General features: G+C 34.6%; 17 protein-coding genes. 3 read left to right on the top strand and 14 right to left on the bottom strand.

Annotation, left to right across the window (positions count from 1 at the left end):
• From DFR79_RS07910 to DFR79_RS07890, 5 genes are all read right to left on the bottom strand, one after another.
• The gene (locus DFR79_RS07910) at nt 1-918 is read right to left on the bottom strand and encodes a TDT family transporter (RefSeq protein ID WP_133514970.1); all 918 of its coding nucleotides are present in this window, start codon (nt 916-918) and stop codon (nt 1-3) included.
• Between the two features lie 38 nt (nt 919-956).
• On the bottom strand, nt 957-1418 hold the full coding sequence (locus DFR79_RS07905; RefSeq protein ID WP_133514969.1) for a C-GCAxxG-C-C family protein: 462 nt from the start codon (nt 1416-1418) through the stop codon (nt 957-959).
• Between the two features lie 80 nt (nt 1419-1498).
• Nucleotides 1499-2038: a CD3072 family TudS-related putative desulfidase gene (locus tag DFR79_RS07900; protein WP_133514968.1), complete on the bottom strand. Its 540-nt coding sequence runs from the start codon at nt 2036-2038 to the stop codon at nt 1499-1501.
• Entirely contained in the window at nt 2038-2619 is a 582-nt protein-coding gene (locus DFR79_RS07895; protein ID WP_133514967.1) for a CD3073 family putative ECF transporter S component, read from the bottom strand. The genes DFR79_RS07900 and DFR79_RS07895 overlap by 1 nt, the downstream gene beginning before the upstream one ends.
• 209 nt (nt 2620-2828) lie before the next feature.
• On the bottom strand, nt 2829-4412 hold the full coding sequence (locus tag DFR79_RS07890) for a transposase (RefSeq protein WP_133514966.1): 1584 nt from the start codon (nt 4410-4412) through the stop codon (nt 2829-2831).
• Between the two features lie 354 nt (nt 4413-4766).
• Here DFR79_RS07890 and DFR79_RS07885 point away from each other — a divergent pair, with 354 nt between their 5' ends.
• The gene (locus DFR79_RS07885) at nt 4767-5915 is read left to right on the top strand and encodes an aminotransferase class V-fold PLP-dependent enzyme (protein ID WP_133514992.1); all 1149 of its coding nucleotides are present in this window, start codon (nt 4767-4769) and stop codon (nt 5913-5915) included.
• On the opposite strand, the gene DFR79_RS07880 is transcribed toward DFR79_RS07885, so the two are convergent.
• The 7 genes from DFR79_RS07880 to DFR79_RS07850 form a co-directional block, all read right to left on the bottom strand.
• A complete protein-coding gene (locus DFR79_RS07880; RefSeq protein ID WP_133514965.1) occupies nt 5910-6800 on the bottom strand; it encodes a selenium metabolism-associated LysR family transcriptional regulator in 891 nt (296 codons plus the stop codon). The two genes, DFR79_RS07885 and DFR79_RS07880, sit on opposite strands and share 6 nt — an antisense overlap.
• 77 nt (nt 6801-6877) lie before the next feature.
• Complete coding sequence (locus DFR79_RS07875; RefSeq protein ID WP_133514964.1) at nt 6878-9184, bottom strand: efflux RND transporter permease subunit; 2307 nt, start codon at nt 9182-9184, stop codon at nt 6878-6880.
• Nucleotides 9185-9201: 17 nt separating this feature from the next.
• Nucleotides 9202-10296 carry a DUF1302 family protein gene (locus tag DFR79_RS07870; protein ID WP_133514963.1) on the bottom strand — a complete coding sequence of 365 codons (1095 nt, stop codon included), beginning with the start codon at nt 10294-10296 and terminating at the stop codon, nt 9202-9204.
• A gap of 46 nt (nt 10297-10342) precedes the next feature.
• Nucleotides 10343-11113, bottom strand: coding sequence for an outer membrane lipoprotein-sorting protein (locus DFR79_RS07865; protein WP_133514962.1), 771 nt, complete (start codon nt 11111-11113; stop codon nt 10343-10345).
• Between the two features lie 13 nt (nt 11114-11126).
• Complete coding sequence (locus tag DFR79_RS07860) at nt 11127-11717, bottom strand: TetR/AcrR family transcriptional regulator (RefSeq protein ID WP_133514961.1); 591 nt, start codon at nt 11715-11717, stop codon at nt 11127-11129.
• 163 nt (nt 11718-11880) lie between these two features.
• Nucleotides 11881-12288, bottom strand: a complete 408-nt coding sequence (locus tag DFR79_RS07855; protein ID WP_243727742.1) for an HD-GYP domain-containing protein — start codon at nt 12286-12288, stop codon at nt 11881-11883.
• On the bottom strand, nt 12275-13189 hold the full coding sequence (locus DFR79_RS07850; RefSeq protein ID WP_133514959.1) for a GGDEF domain-containing protein: 915 nt from the start codon (nt 13187-13189) through the stop codon (nt 12275-12277). The genes DFR79_RS07855 and DFR79_RS07850 overlap by 14 nt, the downstream gene beginning before the upstream one ends.
• A 209-nt stretch (nt 13190-13398) precedes the next feature.
• On the opposite strand from DFR79_RS07850, the gene DFR79_RS07845 reads away from it, so the two are divergent.
• Entirely contained in the window at nt 13399-14550 is a 1152-nt protein-coding gene (locus DFR79_RS07845) for a PQQ-dependent sugar dehydrogenase (RefSeq protein ID WP_133514958.1), read from the top strand.
• Nucleotides 14551-14685: 135 nt separating this feature from the next.
• On the top strand, nt 14686-15819 hold the full coding sequence (locus DFR79_RS07840) for a hypothetical protein (RefSeq protein WP_133514957.1): 1134 nt from the start codon (nt 14686-14688) through the stop codon (nt 15817-15819).
• Between the two features lie 62 nt (nt 15820-15881).
• Here DFR79_RS07840 and DFR79_RS07835 read toward each other — a convergent pair whose 3' ends face one another.
• Together DFR79_RS07835 and DFR79_RS07830 are read right to left on the bottom strand one after the other, a co-directional pair.
• The gene (locus DFR79_RS07835; RefSeq protein WP_133514956.1) at nt 15882-17576 is read right to left on the bottom strand and encodes an AAA family ATPase; all 1695 of its coding nucleotides are present in this window, start codon (nt 17574-17576) and stop codon (nt 15882-15884) included.
• A 187-nt stretch (nt 17577-17763) separates the two neighbouring features.
• Nucleotides 17764-18723 (bottom strand): NAD-dependent epimerase/dehydratase family protein, encoded by a 960-nt coding sequence (locus DFR79_RS07830; RefSeq protein ID WP_133514955.1) that lies wholly within the window; start codon nt 18721-18723, stop codon nt 17764-17766.
• Nucleotides 18724-18807 lie beyond the last annotated feature (84 nt).

Genomic DNA, 18807 nt, shown 5'->3' with positions numbered 1-18807 from the left:
TCATTCTGAAAAGCTTCTGAAATATGACAAATATTTAACAAAAACAAATAAAACTATAACAATCGCCAGCAGCTCAGTTAATCTTGCTGGATATTTAAGCCAGTTCAATCCTGGATTGACACTCCAAAATTTCACAGCCATTTTTAAGCCAATTGCACTTATAACATAGGGGAAAGTAAATGCTGAAAAACTGGGGTAAAAACCAACTTTAATCATTTTCGGTAAATAAATTGTGACCCCGATTAACATAATTAAAGTCAAGATAGTAAGCAAACTCAGCATAATAATATTTTTTTCAGGAAATGAACTTAAATACCCTGCCAGACAAAGTCCAGCTGGAGCTGTAAAAATAGTGATTGTTGGCAGAGCAGGGTCTTTTATTCCTTTAACCCAGAAAACCCGATAAATAACTACTGGTAAAAGAATCAGATAAGCAGCAAAACCAAAATAAAAGATGGCCTGACCTAATCGTAAATTATTGAAAGCAGGTGCAGTTACACTGGCAACCACTAGTCCTACATAAACAATAAAATAACTGGCAAATACCTGTTTAATTTTAAAATTAAAGATAAAACGGATTGTAAACCAGAGAACCCAAACTGTATGTAAGATAATAGCGAAATACCAGAGATAAGAAGCTAAATTAGGAGTTATACTTAGTAAATAGGTAGCAAGAATCATCAAAGCCATAAAAAAAGTAGGAGTAACACTTGCTATAATTGGATTTCTTAAATCAGATCCAAAACTATCTCTAGCTATTAAAAAACGGCCAATTAAAAATAATGCAGTTAAAACTGATAAAATTCCCGCCAGATATCGGTAATAGATATTATAATCTGCTACCAAATTACCCAATCCTGCCAGTCCAAGCATCAGGCCGGCGATTGGAATAGGTGTTTTTTTAATTAAACTCTGCATAATAAATAATTCTCCTTTAAATTTTATTTGCCCTACAGCTAATCAATGAGTCCATCTTCAATAAATCTCTGCATTACCCAGGCTGCAACCTCACCGGAAATTTGGATGCAGTGAGCTGCTCTTTCCGGGCTGCCAAAATCATCAAAATCTTTAGTCAGAACCCGGCAGCAAGTCGAACCATAAGTTTCTTTTATATAATCATGTAAAGCCGCATTTGCAGGAAAACATTTTTCTGGCATTTCAGCTCCTGGCTCAGTTCTTCCATATTTTAAACCAAGTGCCATAACTCCGCCACTGACAGCCCCACATAAACATTTTGATTTCCCAATTCCAACTGGAAAACCAGAAGCCAATTTAACAATTTCTGGATCAACCTCTTCACCCAATAATTCATTAATTGCTGTCAAAACTGCTTCAGAACAATAGAATTCTCCTCTACGAAAATAACCTTCTGCTCGTTCTCTTGCTTCTTCAACTAATTCCTGTTGTTTTTTATTCATTATAATCTCTCCTTAATATTTTAATCATTTAATTAAACTAATTATTTCTGTTTATAAACCTAATTTGTAATTTTTCCTTATTACAACTGCTTAATTTTTTCTTTGACTAAAGTTAAATTTTCTTCATCAACTGCAATTAAAGGAATCTTAATTTCTTTCGCTTGTAATATTTCTTTTATTTCTTCAATAAATATTCCTGCTTCATTAATCATTTTCAAACTCATCAGCTCATCCGTTTTAAGATCAGCCACCTCACCTTGCCAGCAGGCAGAACAGGTTTTATTAATCCCACAGCTCGGGCTGCCGTCAATACCAATTAAAGCTTTAATTTCATAGCCAACTGCCAGATAATCAATTATCTGATCTAAATACGGCTGAAAAATTTCTCGACAGTGTCTCCTATAATAAGGGGTATCAAACTGTTCTTTTACATGACCCCAACGCTTAATTCCATATAAAGTCAATTCAGGACAGGGGAGTTGAATAATTCCTAATTTCTTCTCTAACAATAAAGATAATATTTTCTGAATTTCTTCCTGTTTTCTAACAAGACCAGCCACTTTAGAATTACTGTTCAGAAGACAATGTGCAACCAAAACAATTTTTTTGCTTCTTTCCATTAATTATCAGCCACATAATCTTTTTTCAGAGTCCCAAAGCGGCTCCTGATCTCAGCTGATAAACGTTTGATTACAAAAGCTACGAATAAACAACTGGCAACTTTATCTATTAGATTCCCAGTGATTCGGGAAATAAAAGCAGCTTTAAAAATATTCTGGGTAGAATTCAACAACCAGGCAAAAACAAAGTCAATTCCACCCCCTGTTACTCCCCCAAATACCCAGACTACAATTGGAGTTCCAATTAAAGGAGCCACAATAGACAGGATCAACCCAGTTAAAAGGGCAACCCAATAATCAAAACCATAATTCCTGGCGATAAGTCCAACTACAATCCCAATTACAATATTAACTAAAGCAAAGGGAATATTAGCTGGATTTGTGATCAGACCCTGAATCAAATTAGTCAGTCCACCTGTCATTGCTCCATAAACAGGTCCCAGTACTGCTGCTACAAAAATAGTCCCTACTGTATCAAGAAAAAGCAAAGGAATTTTGAGCATTGCTACTGTTGTACCTAAAACAAGATTAACTACAATTCCTAAAGCGGCCATAGTAAGTGCTAATGATTTATTATTCATTTTTACCTCCAGATTTCAGTTCTAATATTATAGTCATTTCAATTTATAAAATTTAAATCTATGATTGCACTGCGAAAAGTCTAAAATAATTCAAAAAATAAAAATCTAAAAAATCAAATATTGGTCTTAGGACAATTGTCCGGTGATATCTTATGATATCTGAAAAGATATCATCCCGAAAGCATATATTTGAACCTGGAGTGCACCTTTTAGGTGCAGACTTCCGGGTTTGATTCCATTTTCAATGCCCTGACCAGCTGTTTTAAGTTATAGCCGATCATTTTATACAGACTGCTGCATTTAGCTTTAACCAGTCCGGTTACTTTGAATTTATCAAGACCCTGTGATCTTTTCAGGGCAGAAAAGGTACCTTCAACTGCAGCTCTTGAATTTTTGATCTTTTGATATTCTTCACCGGCCAGTTTTGCTCTTAATTTATCTCTATCATGTCTATTTTGAGTAAAGCGAACAGTCATTGATTTTTTCTGTTCACTGACGGGACACTTTGTTCTAAATTTACAGTCTTTACAAGTTTCTTTTTTAAACCAGGCTGCATAGGTGTCACTGCTTTCTAGATACTTATCTCGCTCAGGTTCCTGTCCCATTGGACAGGAGATAATTCCCTGTTTCTCAGACACCTCAAAACCAGCGGTAGAATATTTAGGGTTACTACCGGTCAGTTCAGTTGGAATAATTTCAGTCTCAGTTTTTAAAGCTGACTTAATAGAATCAGAACCATAATATGCTCCATCAACCACCAGTTTATTAAGTGGAGCTTTCTGATTGATACTCTCAAGTCGACTATTTAAAAAATTGACGTCACTGTTAATATTAGGTTCTAAAGATACATCAGTTATCATCTGAACAGGATTATCCGGAGATGCTGTCTCACTAATATTACAGGAGTATCCCTGATGAAATTTTAAACCCTTTTTACGGAATGTTGCATCTTCATCATTTGGATTTTGTAGACTTGAAGATTCAATATCAGCATCATCTTTTGCTTTAAGCTGGGAACTGGTTTCTATTGACTGTTCTCCTACAACTCTGACTAGGTGGTGATAAACTTTAGTATCATTGATACTGTCATCATTTTTAAATAGCTGTTTGACGGAATTCAATTTACCCAGAAGATTATTTAGAATATTTTCTTTGTCATGGTTATTTAGATATTCAGAAAAACTATCATCAAGAATCTGAAGAATATTTTTATGAATTCTATTTTTTTGAGAATCAGATAATTCTCTAACAAAATTCTCAAAAACCTTACGCATTAGCTGAATTCTGGAAAGATGCTTTATATTGGCTTTTACCATGGTAGAATCCATACGTTGAATATCAGTATCGAGATCTGCAGCCTCAATAAAATCAGCCAGAAGTTCATCAAAAATTTCATCCAGAGGATTTTCACCTGATTCAGTCATGTAATCAACCAGATTTTCTCTAAAATCATAGAGAGTTCTCATACCTAAAGTTAACTGTCCGGCTCTTTTTAAGCCAACGGCTTTCATAAAACGGATATCACAGTGAAATGATTCTAAAAGTTCTTTATCACTGATATCAAAAAGATGTTTTAGTATTTCCAGTGAGACGATAATTTTAACAGGGAAGTTTGGTCTACCATTATCTTCAGAATACATGTCAGCAAATTTATATTCATCAATATTATCAAAAATATGTGTTTTGAATTTACCAGCCCAGCCTTGTTCAAGTTCTTCGACCAGACTCTGGGGTAAATTGAAGTCAAAATCACCAAAAGCAACATTTTCATCTTCTTCAAAGGGTTTAAACACGATTATCACTCCATAGCTTTATGATACTTCAATTATATCATATTTAAGCATGGATGCCCAGATTTAAAGGCTTTGTTTTAGTAATATTTTCGTGAATTAGGTTCGTTTTGAATTATTTTAGACTTTTCGCAGTGCAATCATCTATTTTACTTAAATACAAATATAATCATGATTATTCTTTATTTCACAATCATTATAGCACAAATAATTTCATATATAAAGTATTTTTATAATATTTATAATTTTTTATTATATTTCTTGATTAATCATTTAATTAAGTCTATAATGAAATCAATAAATTTCGTATCACAATTTAAATTTGAATCTAATATAACAAAAGGAGGGGACATATTTATGGAAAAAATATATCTTGATAATGCAGCTACAAGCAGAAATAAACCGGAGACAGTTAAAAAAGCAATACTAAACTATTATGAAAATATTGGTTGCAGCCCTGGACGCGGTGGCTATGAGGACTCACTTCAAGCAGGGCGTTTGATTATTGAAACAAGAAATACAATAGCTGACTTTTTTAATGTTAATGATTTAAAACAAATTGTCTTTACGCACAATATAACCTATGCCTTAAATATTGGGATAAAAGGTATTTTAAAAAAAGGAGATCATGTTATAACTTCAACTATGGAACATAATTCTATTCTGAGACCGTTAAATAGCCTTGAAACAAGTGGAATTATAAATGTTGATTACATAAAATGTGATGAAAAAGGAAGGCTGAATTCAAAAAAAGTTGAAGCAGCTATTAATAGCAAAACTAAGCTAATCATTTTAACATATGCTTCAAATGTAAGCGGTACCCTTATGCCTGTTAAGGAAGTTGGAAAAATTGCAAGTAGAAATAATATTTATTTTATGCTCGACACTGCTCAGGCTGCAGGAGTTTATGATATTGATTTCCAAAAACTAAAAGTAGATTTCCTGGCATTTACAGGTCATAAAGCTCTAATGGGTCCCACTGGAACTGGTGGTTTTGCAGTTAGTAAAAAAATGGCTGCACAAATGGAGCCCTTAATCGAAGGAGGAACGGGAAGTAAATCTGATCAAGAAGAACAGCCTGATTTTCTACCTGATAAATTTGAAAGTGGAACGATGAATACTATGGGAATAAGTGGTCTAAAATCAGGCGTAGAGTTTATTAAAAAAATAGGTATCAAAAAAATAAAAGAACATGAACTTCAATTAGGAAAAGTCTTTTTAGAAGGTCTAAATAAAATACCTGAAATAAAAATAATTGGCCCTGCTAATCTTAGAGAACAAATGCCAACATTTTCTATAACAGCCGGCGCAAAAGATTTAGGTCAATTAAGTTTTGAATTAGATGAAAAATATAATATTATGACAAGATCTGGGCTGCACTGCGCCCCCTTTGCTCATAAAACATTAGGTACTTATCCAGAAGGAAGTCTGCGCTTCAGCATTGGCTATTTTAATACTCTTCCGGAAATAGAATTTACTTTGGATGCCCTAAACAAAATTTTATAAAACATCTCTAGCGGCTTCAATAAAAGTATTAATTAAAAAATCATCATGACGGTTTTTATTATAGGATAAATAAAATTTACGCTCATATGCGACATCTGCAACTTTTATTTCAGTAACTCCTCTACAGATAGCAGCTTTTTTAGCTGCTATTTGTGAAATAAAAGAAATTCCCAGTCCAGATTCAACACCAGAAATTACTGCCTCTGTACTTCCCAGCTGACTTATAACATTAAAATCAGCTAATTTTAAATCAGCTTCTTTAAATGCTGAAATGGTAGCCTTTCTAGTTCCTGATCCTTCCTCCCTTATCAACAATTTTTGATTCTGAAGATCAGCCAGAAATACTTTTCCTTTGTCAATTAAAGTATGATTTAATGGTGCTATTAAACTCAAATTATCACTACAAAGTTCGACTGATTTAAATTTACTATTTTGAGGTTTATATCCAACTACTATCAAATCAACTTCACTATTTTCTAATAAATTAATCATCGACCTGCTGTCACCAACTGAAACCTCTGTTTTTAAAGCGTCAATTCTATTATTTAGGGTTGAAATTATCTCTGGTAGTAAATATACCGACGGAATAGTACTTGAAGCAATTCTCAAATTTTTTGTCTGCATATTTTTTTTGCTTTCAACTCTCTGCTTCAAATAACCCCATCTTTTTACAATTTTTTTCCCTTCCTGATATACAATTTTTCCGGCAGGAGTAAGAATTATTTTGTTATTTTCCTTATTAAGTAATTCAGTCTCAAAATATTTTTCAAGTGATTTAATCTGCATACTTATTGCTGGTTGACTCAGTTCAAATTTTTCAGCTGTCAGAGAATAACTTTCTAAATCAACTAAAGTAATAAAGATTTTTATTTTTTCAATTTTCATTTTATCACTCCTTTATAAATATATTATCATAGATTTATAAGTACCAGGTACCAGAAATCGTTTTAGGTACCTGATACCTATCGTTTTTTACTTTCGTTCAAAAAATCAGGCTCAAAAACAAGGACTAAAGCCGGAAGAATCAGCAACGCTCCAATTAAACAGGTGGCAATAGAAACTGTTACTAAAAAGGCAAAGAATTTAACCGGTAAAAACCCGGAAACAAAAAGAACTGAAAATCCAACTATTACAGAAAGAGCATTGAAAGTTATCCCCCGGCCTGAAGTTGTAAGAGTTTCGACCAGAGCTTCTTTTTTGGATAAATTTCTTCTTTCTTCGCGATAGCGCCAGAGAAAATGAATGGTATAATCAACTCCGACTCCGATCATTATCGAAGAAAGCATAGTGGTAATCATATCGAGTTTGATATTTAAAAAGCCCATCAGCGAAAATAAAGAGACTAAAGCAGTTATCAGAGGAACTGATGTATAAACACCGGCTGTAAAAGATTTAAATAAAAGCATTACAACAACTGCAACCAGAATTATTGAAAGAAAAAGACTGGTTATCTGGCCGCGAACAACGGCATTGACCAGTTCGGACAGCAGATCTCCAAAACCTCCTATTAAAGGAAATGTGCCATCTCCATAATTTTGAGCTTCATTTTCAATTTTATTGAGAACCCCTCTTATTTCTTCTGTGCTGTTAGTTTTAATTCTCGCTGTTATCAGAGCATTTTCTTCTCTAAAATCAATCAGCTTATCAAGATCACCTGACATAGAAAAAAGAAGTAAATACTGAGATAGAGCAGAATCAGTCTCAGGTATTTTTTTAAATTCTGGCTGACCATTGTGAAGTTCTCTATTCATAGTTCTAATGATTGTTGAAACTGCGCTTACTTCTCCTACATTTTCAAATTCTTTAATTGCAAGCTCAAAATCACTAATTTTCTGCATCATCTCCGACTGAGTAATATTACCTCTGGCAACTACAGAAATAGAATTTGCACCACCAAAATGCTGATTAACTATTTCTGTAGCCCGCACAATCTCAGACTCTTTTTCATAGAAATTAATTGGGTTGGTGTCAACCTGCAGCTGCAGCAGCCCGGCAGAAAGAAGCAGAATAATTAAAACACTAAAAATTAAAATCCTTTTAGCATTTTTGCCAACCAGATCAGCGATTTTAAACAGGATCCTGTCTATAATTCCTTTTCTGCTAATTTCTTTATTATTTTCAGCCCCAACCTCATAATTTTTGAGTGGAGTTTTAACTTGCAGCAGAGATAAAACTGCCGGTATAAATAATAGACTGGCCAAAAGCGCAAAAGCAATTCCCGCTCCTGCCAGCACTCCCAATTCTCGAGCCGGGACAATAATATGACTGGAAAGTGAAAGCAGACCGACAACAGTTGTAATTCCCGCAGCAATTACTGGAGCTCCCAGCTTTAAAACAGAATTTCTGCTTACCTGAACTGAATTTTTCTGCTCAACTGCCAGTTCCTGATAAGCTGCAATAATATGAATTCCGTAATCATTGGTTACCGCAATTAAAATTACAGGTAAAATAACTGTCATCAGCTGAAACTTCCAGCCCAGAAGCGGCAGCAGAGATAAAGAAAAAATTATTGACATTATAACAACTGTAAATGGTAAAATGACACCCCGCAGCTGTTTAAAACAGAGGAAAAGAAAAATCAACATAATAACTAAGCCCAGCGGCATTAAAAGCCTCATATCCTGCTGCATAATTTCTGCATTTAAGGCTCTTATGATTGGCAGTCCGGACTTTAATATACTTCCTTCAGCTGGAAATTGTTCGTCTGCTGCTGCCAAAATAGTATTAATTTTTTTCTTGATCTCTGCATCATCAAAGTCTTCAGCCAGTATAACAGCAATATTAACTGCCTTAAAGTTTCTGGCAAAAACTGAACCCATGACCAGTTCGCTATTTGCAAGCCGCTCTCGCAAATTTTCTTTTTCAGATTCATTTGTTGGAATAGTGTTGACAGCGCTTTCTATCAATAATTCATCATCTCTACCCTCAATAATATTTACTGTAAAGGGACTGTTGACTTTATCAACTTCTGCCAGTTTTTCTAACTCGTCTGAAATAAAACGAAGTTTCTTGAGCAGCTCAGCCTCCAGCACATCTTCTGCCTCAACTGTCAGCATAATCATTTCAGTTCCACCAAATATATTTTCGATTTCTTCTATTTTAGTTCGAGAGGGCATAGACTCCGGAATTTGACTCTTAATTGCTGTATCTACCTCGATTGCCTGTAAATTATAAAGTGAAAAAAGTGTTATTAAAATAAAGATTAAAATTACTGGAAGCGGATGTTTAACTGCCAGTGATGAAATTTTTTCTATTATCTTCTGCAGCATTCAGATCAGCTCCTCTGCTAAAAGTATTTACTAAAAGAAAGATAAATTAGTTCCTGATTTAGTCGATTTAAACTGCTTTCTCTTTTCTGATTAAGCTTAATAACGGCTCCACTTTCTAAATCAAGGCCTTCATTTAAAGAAAAGATAACTTTAGGCCGGAGCAGAGACATTCCTTCTTTGAGGTCAGAAATCAAATTGAGCTCCCATTTATGAAAATTGGCAAAAGGCTTTTCGGCCCTCAAAATTAGCAGCTGATTTGCTTCCGCCTGGACAGGAGGCAGCTGCTGGTAATAATATTGTCCCAGAAGATAAAGATTATTATCGAATTTATAATCCAGACCAATGATTAACTCATTGGTACTTTCCAGCCTGGAATCCTGATAATCACTGTAGACAACTTCGGAAAAAAGACCTATATTCTTGCTGCTGAAATCTCCCTTAAAATCAAATCCAATTTTGTTAACTTCAGGATAAAAATCGCTCGCCCCGGGAACCGACTGCAGGCTATTGCCACTAAAAACAGAGGCAGCAAGATCATAACCCCGCCAGCGCCTGCGGATTACCTGGACTGCAGTCTGCAGTTCATCAATTTCTGCATGTTGAGTTAAAACCCCTGTCAGCTTCCAATTAAAATTAGGATAATAGGCTGCTCTGATTCCATCAACTGCCTCCCGACTCTGAAAAGGATCAATTGCACCCTGATCAATTGGATTAAAATAATTGAGAGGATTAATATTATAGGAACTGCCCCAGCTAAAATTTTGTCTACCCAGCCTCCAGTCAATCTTAGATGTATAATAATTTAGATAGGCTTCTTTAAGCTCAAAATCAACTTCTCTTTCTTTTTGATTCTGCTGATAATAGCTATCTAAACTTAAGCTCCCTTTTAAATAATAGTTTAAATCTGCTCCCAGATCCTGCTGAAAATCCAGTTCCAGCCAACTTTGATCCTGCCAGCGCTCAGCTTCCTGTTCATAGATAAGAGAAGTACTCATTTCTCCGCTGTAAGAAGCTGCACTCAGGTTAAATGTAAGAACAAGGCTTAAAATTAAAGTCAAAACTAAAATAGAAAATAAATCATTTAGTTTGATTTTTGGGCTGATATTTTTCATTATTGCTTACCTCCTCAAAATTCTGCAGACTAATTAACTTATTGACTTATTGACGCTGCAGATAGCGGGTTGTAAAGATACCGGGGTCAAGTTCTGGATCAAAATCTACTTCCACCAGCTTTAAAATTGTTCTGCTTTCTTTTTGAATATTTTCTACCTCTATTCTGCGGGCCAGTCGGTTACCATCAATTTCGTCAAAGTTACTTAAAGTGATAACCTTTAACAACTCCTCCTGCTGATCATAATACTCTATTTTTTCTGCCAGCCAGAGGTCTTTTCTGACCCACATTTTGCCATAGCTGTAGTCAATATCAGGATCAGTAATTTCCAGTTGCAGCTCAATTATCCCATTATCTTCCGATATCATTTCTGCCTGATAATTATCTCTAAAATTAGCTCCACTAAAAATACTGAGATCATTATAGGTCAAATCTGAGCCAACAAAATTACCGTTTTTCTGGCTGCCCGATATTTTCCTAACCGAACCCAGAGCTGGTAAATATAAATACATATCTTCCTGATTATTAGCCTGATCATCTAACAGCAAAAAGGCGGTGCCGCTGATATCAGCAGGTTCAGCAAACTGCATTAGAGACCGCTCAACTTCCCCTTCCAGTCGATAATTATTAAGTTCTCTGCTTCTCATATCACCAGAACTGCTGTATAATTCCATTTCCATTTTCATCTTATGGCTTTTCGCCTGCCGCGAAGATTCTACCTTTTCTAAGACCTGATTTCCATCTAATTTTTGAGCCAGACTGAGCTGAGATATAAAAAAGAATAATATTAAAAAGAAAATCGTAATTTTTTTAAGCATTTTTTCCTCCTCCTTAATTGTCTCTGATATTCTCCCAGAAAAAACTAATATGCTTTTTGGTAGCTGTTTTCAATTCTTCAAAACTGTCGAGTTCAAAAAGTAAATACCGCATTCTGTAATATATCAGATCACCGACAAATTCATTTGCTGTAAATTCTGGATCTAAATCACTTCTAATTTTCCCCTCCTGCTGTAGTCCAGTAAAGAAAATAGTAACTCTTTCTATGTTATTTTCCATTCTACCCTGAAGTTGTTTTTTAACAACCGGATTATTATTCTCCTTAAGCATCATTTTTAGAAGTTTGACTTTCTTTTGATTCTGCATCTCCTTAATTACAATATCGCCAAAATAATTAAGAGTTTCAAATGGATCAACTTCTGCTGCCTGAAGTTTGGTCCTAAATTTTCCGGACTTCAAATTTAGAGGTGCCAGATAATTAAAGAGTTCTGAAAAAATCTCCTCTTTACCGCTGAAGTGATTATAAATTGAACTGCCCTTAATTCCAACTGCTTTAGCTATCTCTCGCATTGAAGTTCCATGGTATCCATTTTCTGCAAATAAATCTAATGACTCATTTAAAATTTTTTCTCTAGTAGAAGCCATCTTTTCACCTCCAGTTTAAAATCTTATCTAATAATTAATTTACTTCAATCATCTATTATCTTTTAATTATAACTAACGATTGTTAGTTTGTCAATAATAAAAAACAGTTTCATCTAAAAATAGAAACTGTCTTAAGATTACAACCTATTTAGTTTTAAGTGACTTACTTGAAATTTAAATCAATAAACATCTTTACTAAAAGTGGATCAAACTGAATCCCGGAGCTTATCGTTAACTCTTCGATGATTTCCTGGTCACTCATTGCCTTTTTGTAATTTCGTCCATATTTCATTACATCATAGGCATCAACTAAGGCAATTATCCTGGCTGCCAGAGGTATATCTTCTCCTTTTAAAGCCAGAGGATAACCACTTCCATCCCACCACTCATGATGAGTTAATATTCCTTCCGCTACATCGACCATATCTAAAGAAGTATAGGCAATTTGAAAACCTGTCACCGGATGTTCTTTGATCTGCTGCCACTCACTTTCATTTAAAGGACCATCATTAAATAAAATATCATTCGAAATAACTATTTTTCCCAGGTCATGAAGCTCAGCCAGCAGCATCAAATTCTGCAGCTCGATCACTAATTTCTAGATGATTTTTTAACTTTCTATCACTATTCAAAACTATCGCAATTGAAATTGAAGTCAGAGGAATATTAACAATTTTATGCTGACGATCAGGACAAACAATATATCCTCTCAATACGTCTTTGCTTTTAAAAAATCTACAAATCCCTACATCAAATTTTTCAATGATTAATTCTGCCAGGTATTCATCATCTTCAGCCTCAGTGATTATTACAAAATCATCTCCTCCAATATGCCCGAGAAAAGTCTCCCCCATAATTTTTTGAGCACAGTTATTAAGTACTTCTGCAGTGTAATTAATAACCTCATCACCTTTACGATAACCATAACTGTCATTATATGCTTTAAAATTATCAAGATCCAGATAAAGAACAGAAAACTTTTCTCCGCTTTTTATTTTTTCTTTTATTTCAGACTCTATAGTTAAGTTCCCGGGCAGACCAGTTAAGGGGTTAGCGTTTCTGGCAGTTTTTATCTTTAATTCTGAAACTTCTATTAATAGGTCTTTAATCGACAAAATACCGTAGTATTTATTATTTTTAGTAATTATTATTGAATCATAAATTTTTTCCTGTGGACGCCTCATTGCTATTTGAGAAACTTTAAGAACCGGCTCATCAAAATCTATAATCAGCGGCTTACTATCCATAACTACGTTTACATTTTTCTGCATATATAGATTATAGCCAAATCTACTGCCCAGACGATAAAAAAGCTTATCTCTCATAACCAATCCAGCTGCCCGCTCTTCTTTAAGTACAACAATACTCTGGATATTATTAAGGTTAAAAATGTCTACCAGATTTTTGGTCCTGGCAGAAATTGGTACTGTCACTCCTCTATTTTCTCTACAAATATCTCCAATTTTATTCATAGTTTACTTCCCCCCTTCCTAAATTGTTCCTCTACTCAATCATATCACCCGATTATTACAGCATTGTAAATTGTAAATTAACAGCCTGTAAATAATTTTCTGAAAATGTTAAACGCTTTTTAGAAATCAGCACCTGTAAGTAATATAATTAGAAATAAAGATGAAAGAAACTTCGAATATTTAATTACAAAAATCTGGAGGGAGTAAATATGAAAAGGAAAGCGTTTTTTATAATCTTAACGTTAATTCTCACTTTATCACTTTCAGTTCAGGCACAGATTAGAGTCGGTCAGTTTCCTCAGAAGGTAGAAGATGAATATATACTGAATCCAGATAGTATTGAAGTTGAAGCCTGGCAGCAGAATCTTAATGTCCCCTGGGAATTAGTTTTTCTGCCGGAAAGTAAGCGAGCTTTAATTACCGAAAGAGATGGCACAGTGCTGCAGGTTGTAGATGGAAAACTAAAGAATGAAGCCTATCTGGAACTAAATATTGAATCTCACGGTGAAGGGGGTTTAATGGGAATGACCCACCACCCTGATTTTCCAGAAAAACCCTATATTTATTTGATGTATACCTATACCAGCAGTAATGGAGAGCTATACAATAGAGTTTCCAGGTTTACTGATCAGGGTAACCAGGCAGTTGAAGAAGAAATTATCATTGATCAGATTCCCGCCGGAAACAATCATAATGGAGGACGAATTGCCTTTGGTCCAGATGGAATGCTCTATATTACAACTGGAGATACCTTTAATCGAGAAATTGCTCAGGATTTAAATAACCTGGGAGGCAAAATTCTGCGTCTGACTCCAGAAGGTACAATTCCTGCTGATAATCCATTTGGAAACTCTCCAGTTTACAGTCTGGGCCACCGTAATCCTCAGGGAATTGCCTGGCATCCAGAAACAGGAGATCTCTTTATCTCTGATCACGGTCCTTCTGGAGAAGATGGCTTAAGGGCAAAAGATCGAATTAAAGTTGTTGAGGCAGGAAGCAATTTCGGCTGGCCGGACAAAATTGGTTATTTTGAAGATGGCGAATATGCAAATCCTCTAATCATGTGGAAAAATTCTGTTCCTCCTTCTGGAATCACTTTTTATCAGGGTAAATTATATGTGGGAACCCTGCGCAGCGAATCGCTGGTCAGAATTGGACTTAATAGAAACAGTGATCAATATAATGTGGAAAGTATTGAACATTTATTTAATAATGGTAGGGGAAATTCAATTTATGGTCGGATCAGAACAGCTGTAGTTGGTCCGGATGGATATCTTTACTTTTTAACCAATAATCTTGATGGCCGGGGTAGACCGCGTGAGAATGATGATCAGATTTTGAGATTTAAATTAGAGAAATAATTCCAATCTAATGTAAATTTTAATGACAGTAAACAATTCTAATGCTTAAAGAGTTGGGCATTTTATCTCTGGTTTAGATATGATAGAATATGAATAGGAAATTAAAAACTAATTATCATAAGGAGTGAGAAAACAATGGATTCCCAACTCAAAAAAGCGATAATTAATCACAACCAGCAGGAGGTTAAAAAATACCTCAAAGAATTAGAAACTAACAACAGTTTTTCGCTGACCTCATTAATTGAAGATTTACTACCATTAATGCTGATGGAATGCAGCCTGCGCTATGGATCTTTTCATTTTGTCAAAATGAGTCTTTTTTTGAGGGAACTTTCTCAGAAAAATTATTTTTCCAGAGAATCCGAACTGGAGATTGCCAGGGTTGTCCTGCTCGGCTTATCGGAAAGACATTTTATTAATCTTGAAGCGGACGGCAGCGGTTATAAAGAAGGTGAAATAAATCAAAAAACCTATAATAAACTGGGCGAAGAAATAAATAATGGGAATAGCCATAATGCATTTTATTATGCTCTTGGAATTCTGGAAAAGCAGCCGGAACAGTTAAAAAAATATCTACTTAATCTCGGTCTGGAAAGGATTCCAGACAGCCTGGGACACAGTGTAAGCTGTTTCTTCCCGGTTATAAGAGATCTGGTTAATCATCACAAAGATGTGGCAGCAACAGGAGTTTTAAGTTATGTTATGTATCTCTGCCGCTACAGCTACCGGGGTAAATATAATTCTGATCAAGTAAAACGCCAAAAACCAGCTTCAGAGAAGCTCGAAGAACTGGGTTTAAGAGCAGCTTCCGGCAGCGGCATAGTTAACCTGCACCACATGATAACTTATTACACCTTTTTTATGCTGGAAGATAGCTCATTTTATCAGGAGCTTCCTCCCTACAGCATTTTAGAAGATTATTTTGGCAGTAAATCAATTGAACAAAAAAGACTGGAGATTGCTGAAGCTAATAAAGAAGAAACTAAAATTGCAGAAACTTATCAGCAGTTTAAAGATGATTTTTCTCTGGAAAGTTATCAAGAGAATTTGACTTTTCTCTTTTACAATTTAGAAAATAACTTTAAGGATACTACCAGCTACCTTTACCGACTTTTTGCCGAATATTATAACCCGGGCTGGAATCCACATTATTATACCGGTCTCTACTGTGCCCTGGGACTTTATAAATCAGAAAAAATTAATGATAATAAAGTTAAGAAAATGGCCGTGATTCAGGCAGTTGAATATTTCGCGGGGAATGTGCTTTAATATCTAAAAAGCCTTCTTGGAAGTTATGATTTGAAACATAACTAAAAAGAAGGCTAAATTTTTTATTCAATTTCTTCTACGGCAGCTGCATCCGTACCGGCAAAGATCAGGGCCCATTTTTTTAGATCTTTTCTATCTTTAAACTCTACTGCTCTGCTGTAACGCGCCAGCTGTTCCGAAGCCTCGTTTAATTTTTGCTCAACTAAAGCTTCTCCTTTTTCTTTATAATCCGCAGCTTTAATATATTTAAGCTCGATTAGAGCATCATAATTACCTTTTCCCTTATTTCTTCTCAGCAAAGCTAAATCCAGATATCCTTCTGCTACCTCATACTCACTTTTGACTATCGAAAGTTGGGTTAGATTTAGATAGGAAAAAATTAAAATCTTAATATATTTTTCATCAAATTTAATATAATCTCGATTGGAGAGAGCAGCCAGAGTGGCTTCGACTTTCTCAATAAACGGATTGATATCTCCATTTTTTAGAATTTCTACAACTGACGCCTCAATTTCGAGGGAATCAAATGAAGTTTCTTCGCTAATTATGGAATTAAAATAATCAAAATAGATTTCCTTAACCGCATAATTGGGAACTCTAAAATAGATAAAGCCATCCTCTTCCCGGTCAATGGTTAAAAATCCCAGGTAAAACAATAAAGATAAAAAATCCTTTTTGGTAAATCTCCGCTGCAGATTAAATTCTACTGTTACCTTACCCCTCTGATCATTCCCGGCCAGAATATCTTCTAAGATTTCATAATTTTGTTTTCTATCTTTGAGACTGAAAAGATTCTGCAGTTTTGAGTAATCACTGGATATATTGCTGTCAATCAGCTCTGAAGGCTCAGTATTGTCAATTAAATATTCACTGACATAATATAATAGCATATCTGTATTAAAAACTCGTTCATTAGCTCGAGGTGTAAATAAATAGCCATCATAATATTCTTTTAACCTCTGCAGCATTGAATCAAGATCATAATCAGGTAGAGATTTTTCGATTAAATAGCGAGCTTCTTTTTCAGTAAAGCCCATCATTGTATTTAAATTACTGTCCATAGTCTTATTTTTAGCTATGTTAAAACCACTGGTCATACTGTCTAAGGTAATCGGGCTGACACCCGTAACGAAAAGGCGATCAATTATTGAACCTGTTTTCTTTTTTATAACTTCAAAAAATTTACGCAAAAATCCCTGTTTGCTAACTGTATCTTCAAATTTATCTATTGAGGTAAAACTTAAAATTTCATTGGCAAAGTGATCGTACTCATCTATTAAAAGATATATTTTATTATCAATTTCATATTGTACTGCTTCTAAAAAACTTGATAGAGTAGCTATTGCACTCCCCGGTGCTTCTCGATAATCAACTTCAATTTGATATTTATTAATAAAAGTATTGATAGCTTCCAAAATTAAATGGTTAAAATTATCATATATCTTTTCTGGCTCTGAAGTTTCAACACCAGAAAAATCAAATTTAAGTATATAATAGTTGTTGGCAAGCTCGGTCTTATTCTGGCCAATATATAAATCTCCAAAAAGCTGATCAAAGTTTTCTTTTTCCTGAATATCATAATAGTTCTCTAAGGTTGATAGGAAAAGTGTCTTACCAAATCTCCTCGGTCTTAAAAAGAATATATATGGTTCACCATAACTTTCCAGGGTTTCAATATGTTTTGTTTTATCAATATAGATATAGTTTTCTTTTTGTAGACGCGAAAAACTACTGACGCCATATGGAATTCTGGCCATTGTAAGCAGCCTCCTTTTTCTTTAATGCTTAACTATATTATATATTATCAATAACTTAAATGAAAGTTTAAAAAATAATCATTAATCATCATTTTAAAATAAAGAAGGCTGCTTAACTTCCAGAACCAGCGTCTCAATCTGATAAAAATAAAATAACGAATCAGGTCAGCCAGCTCATCTTTAACCTTTATTTCTCGATTTTTATAACATCTCTTTCAAGATAGCTTTTAATACTTATTTCAACGGTTTCCCGGGTGGAATACTGAGGCTGATAGTTGATCAGTTTTTTAGCATTTTCAATTGAGAAAAACCCACTTCTGGCAAGATGATAATAACTCTGTTCAGTCTGTTCTTGATCATCTATATAATCACACCATTTTTTCCAGTCTAAAAATTCAATATCTGGATCCTGATCAAAGAATTCATACATTGCCTTTGCATAACCATATAAAGTAAAGGAATCCTCAGCAACTGCATGGAAACTTTCACCTAATGCCTGATTTCGGTGCTCAATAGCTTTAAAAAACATCTGGGCAACATCAGCAGCATGGACATGATGCAGGGTTTCCATGCCAAAGTTGGGCAGGTATATCTTTTCTCCCTGTCCGATCTTTTCAAATACTTCAGGATCTATATTGCCAAAAGGACTGATAATTAACCAGCCTGGCCCTGAAATTTGTCCGGGCATAATAATTGTTGCTGGGAAATCATTTCTACGATACTCTTCTTTTAAATACTGTTCACTCTGAAATTTATTTAATCCATAATCATCCAGGGCTTCTTTTTTGATTGTATTTGGATCAGCTGCTAATAACTCAGTTCTGCCATGGGCCCAGATAGAAGAACAAAATAAATAATGTGATAACTTTGTATCCTTTAAAACATCTACCATTTTTTTAGTATCTTTGAGCTTAAAATTAATTAAGTCAACAACAATATCGGCATTCATCGCTGCAATCTTTTCTGCAAAGTCAGCTTTTTGATCCCGATCCATCTTTACCTGTTCAACCTTATTCCAGGCTTTATCATTAACATAAGGCTGACTCTGACCACGAGAAACATTTACAACTTGGTGTCCGGCTTTAACTAACTCTGGCACCAAATAGGAACCAATATGACCACTTCCACCAATAATTACAGTTTTCATAAGTTTTACCCCTTCCTCTATTTTTAAGCTGTTAATTCATAATTAAAGATAAAAATTAATTCCCCTGCTTTTTGAGAAGTTTCT

This window comes from Halanaerobium saccharolyticum (genome assembly GCF_004362045.1).
Lineage (GTDB): Bacteria > Bacillota > Halanaerobiia > Halanaerobiales > Halanaerobiaceae > Halanaerobium > Halanaerobium saccharolyticum_C.
This window is presented reverse-complemented; position numbering and strand designations above follow the sequence as displayed.

What these genes read in the sequence shown, in the direction of transcription:
- DFR79_RS07870 (WP_133514963.1), bottom strand. Translation starts at nt 10,296, where the DNA reads ATGAAAAATATCAGCCCAAAAATCAAACTAAATGATTTATTTTCTATT.
- DFR79_RS07830 (WP_133514955.1), bottom strand. Translation starts at nt 18,723, where the DNA reads ATGAAAACTGTAATTATTGGTGGAAGTGGTCATATTGGTTCCTATTTG.
- DFR79_RS07855 (WP_243727742.1), bottom strand. Translation starts at nt 12,288, where the DNA reads ATGCTGCTGGCTGAGCTTCATGACCTGGGAAAAATAGTTATTTCGAAT.
- DFR79_RS07895 (WP_133514967.1), bottom strand. Translation starts at nt 2,619, where the DNA reads ATGAATAATAAATCATTAGCACTTACTATGGCCGCTTTAGGAATTGTA.
- DFR79_RS07900 (WP_133514968.1), bottom strand. Translation starts at nt 2,038, where the DNA reads ATGGAAAGAAGCAAAAAAATTGTTTTGGTTGCACATTGTCTTCTGAAC.
- DFR79_RS07840 (WP_133514957.1), top strand. Translation starts at nt 14,686, where the DNA reads ATGGATTCCCAACTCAAAAAAGCGATAATTAATCACAACCAGCAGGAG.
- DFR79_RS07910 (WP_133514970.1), bottom strand. Translation starts at nt 918, where the DNA reads ATGCAGAGTTTAATTAAAAAAACACCTATTCCAATCGCCGGCCTGATG.
- DFR79_RS07885 (WP_133514992.1), top strand. Translation starts at nt 4,767, where the DNA reads ATGGAAAAAATATATCTTGATAATGCAGCTACAAGCAGAAATAAACCG.
- DFR79_RS07845 (WP_133514958.1), top strand. Translation starts at nt 13,399, where the DNA reads ATGAAAAGGAAAGCGTTTTTTATAATCTTAACGTTAATTCTCACTTTA.
- DFR79_RS07865 (WP_133514962.1), bottom strand. Translation starts at nt 11,113, where the DNA reads ATGCTTAAAAAAATTACGATTTTCTTTTTAATATTATTCTTTTTTATA.
- DFR79_RS07875 (WP_133514964.1), bottom strand. Translation starts at nt 9,184, where the DNA reads ATGCTGCAGAAGATAATAGAAAAAATTTCATCACTGGCAGTTAAACAT.
- DFR79_RS07850 (WP_133514959.1), bottom strand. Translation starts at nt 13,189, where the DNA reads ATGAATAAAATTGGAGATATTTGTAGAGAAAATAGAGGAGTGACAGTA.
- DFR79_RS07880 (WP_133514965.1), bottom strand. Translation starts at nt 6,800, where the DNA reads ATGAAAATTGAAAAAATAAAAATCTTTATTACTTTAGTTGATTTAGAA.
- DFR79_RS07860 (WP_133514961.1), bottom strand. Translation starts at nt 11,717, where the DNA reads ATGGCTTCTACTAGAGAAAAAATTTTAAATGAGTCATTAGATTTATTT.
- DFR79_RS07905 (WP_133514969.1), bottom strand. Translation starts at nt 1,418, where the DNA reads ATGAATAAAAAACAACAGGAATTAGTTGAAGAAGCAAGAGAACGAGCA.
- DFR79_RS07835 (WP_133514956.1), bottom strand. Translation starts at nt 17,576, where the DNA reads ATGGCCAGAATTCCATATGGCGTCAGTAGTTTTTCGCGTCTACAAAAA.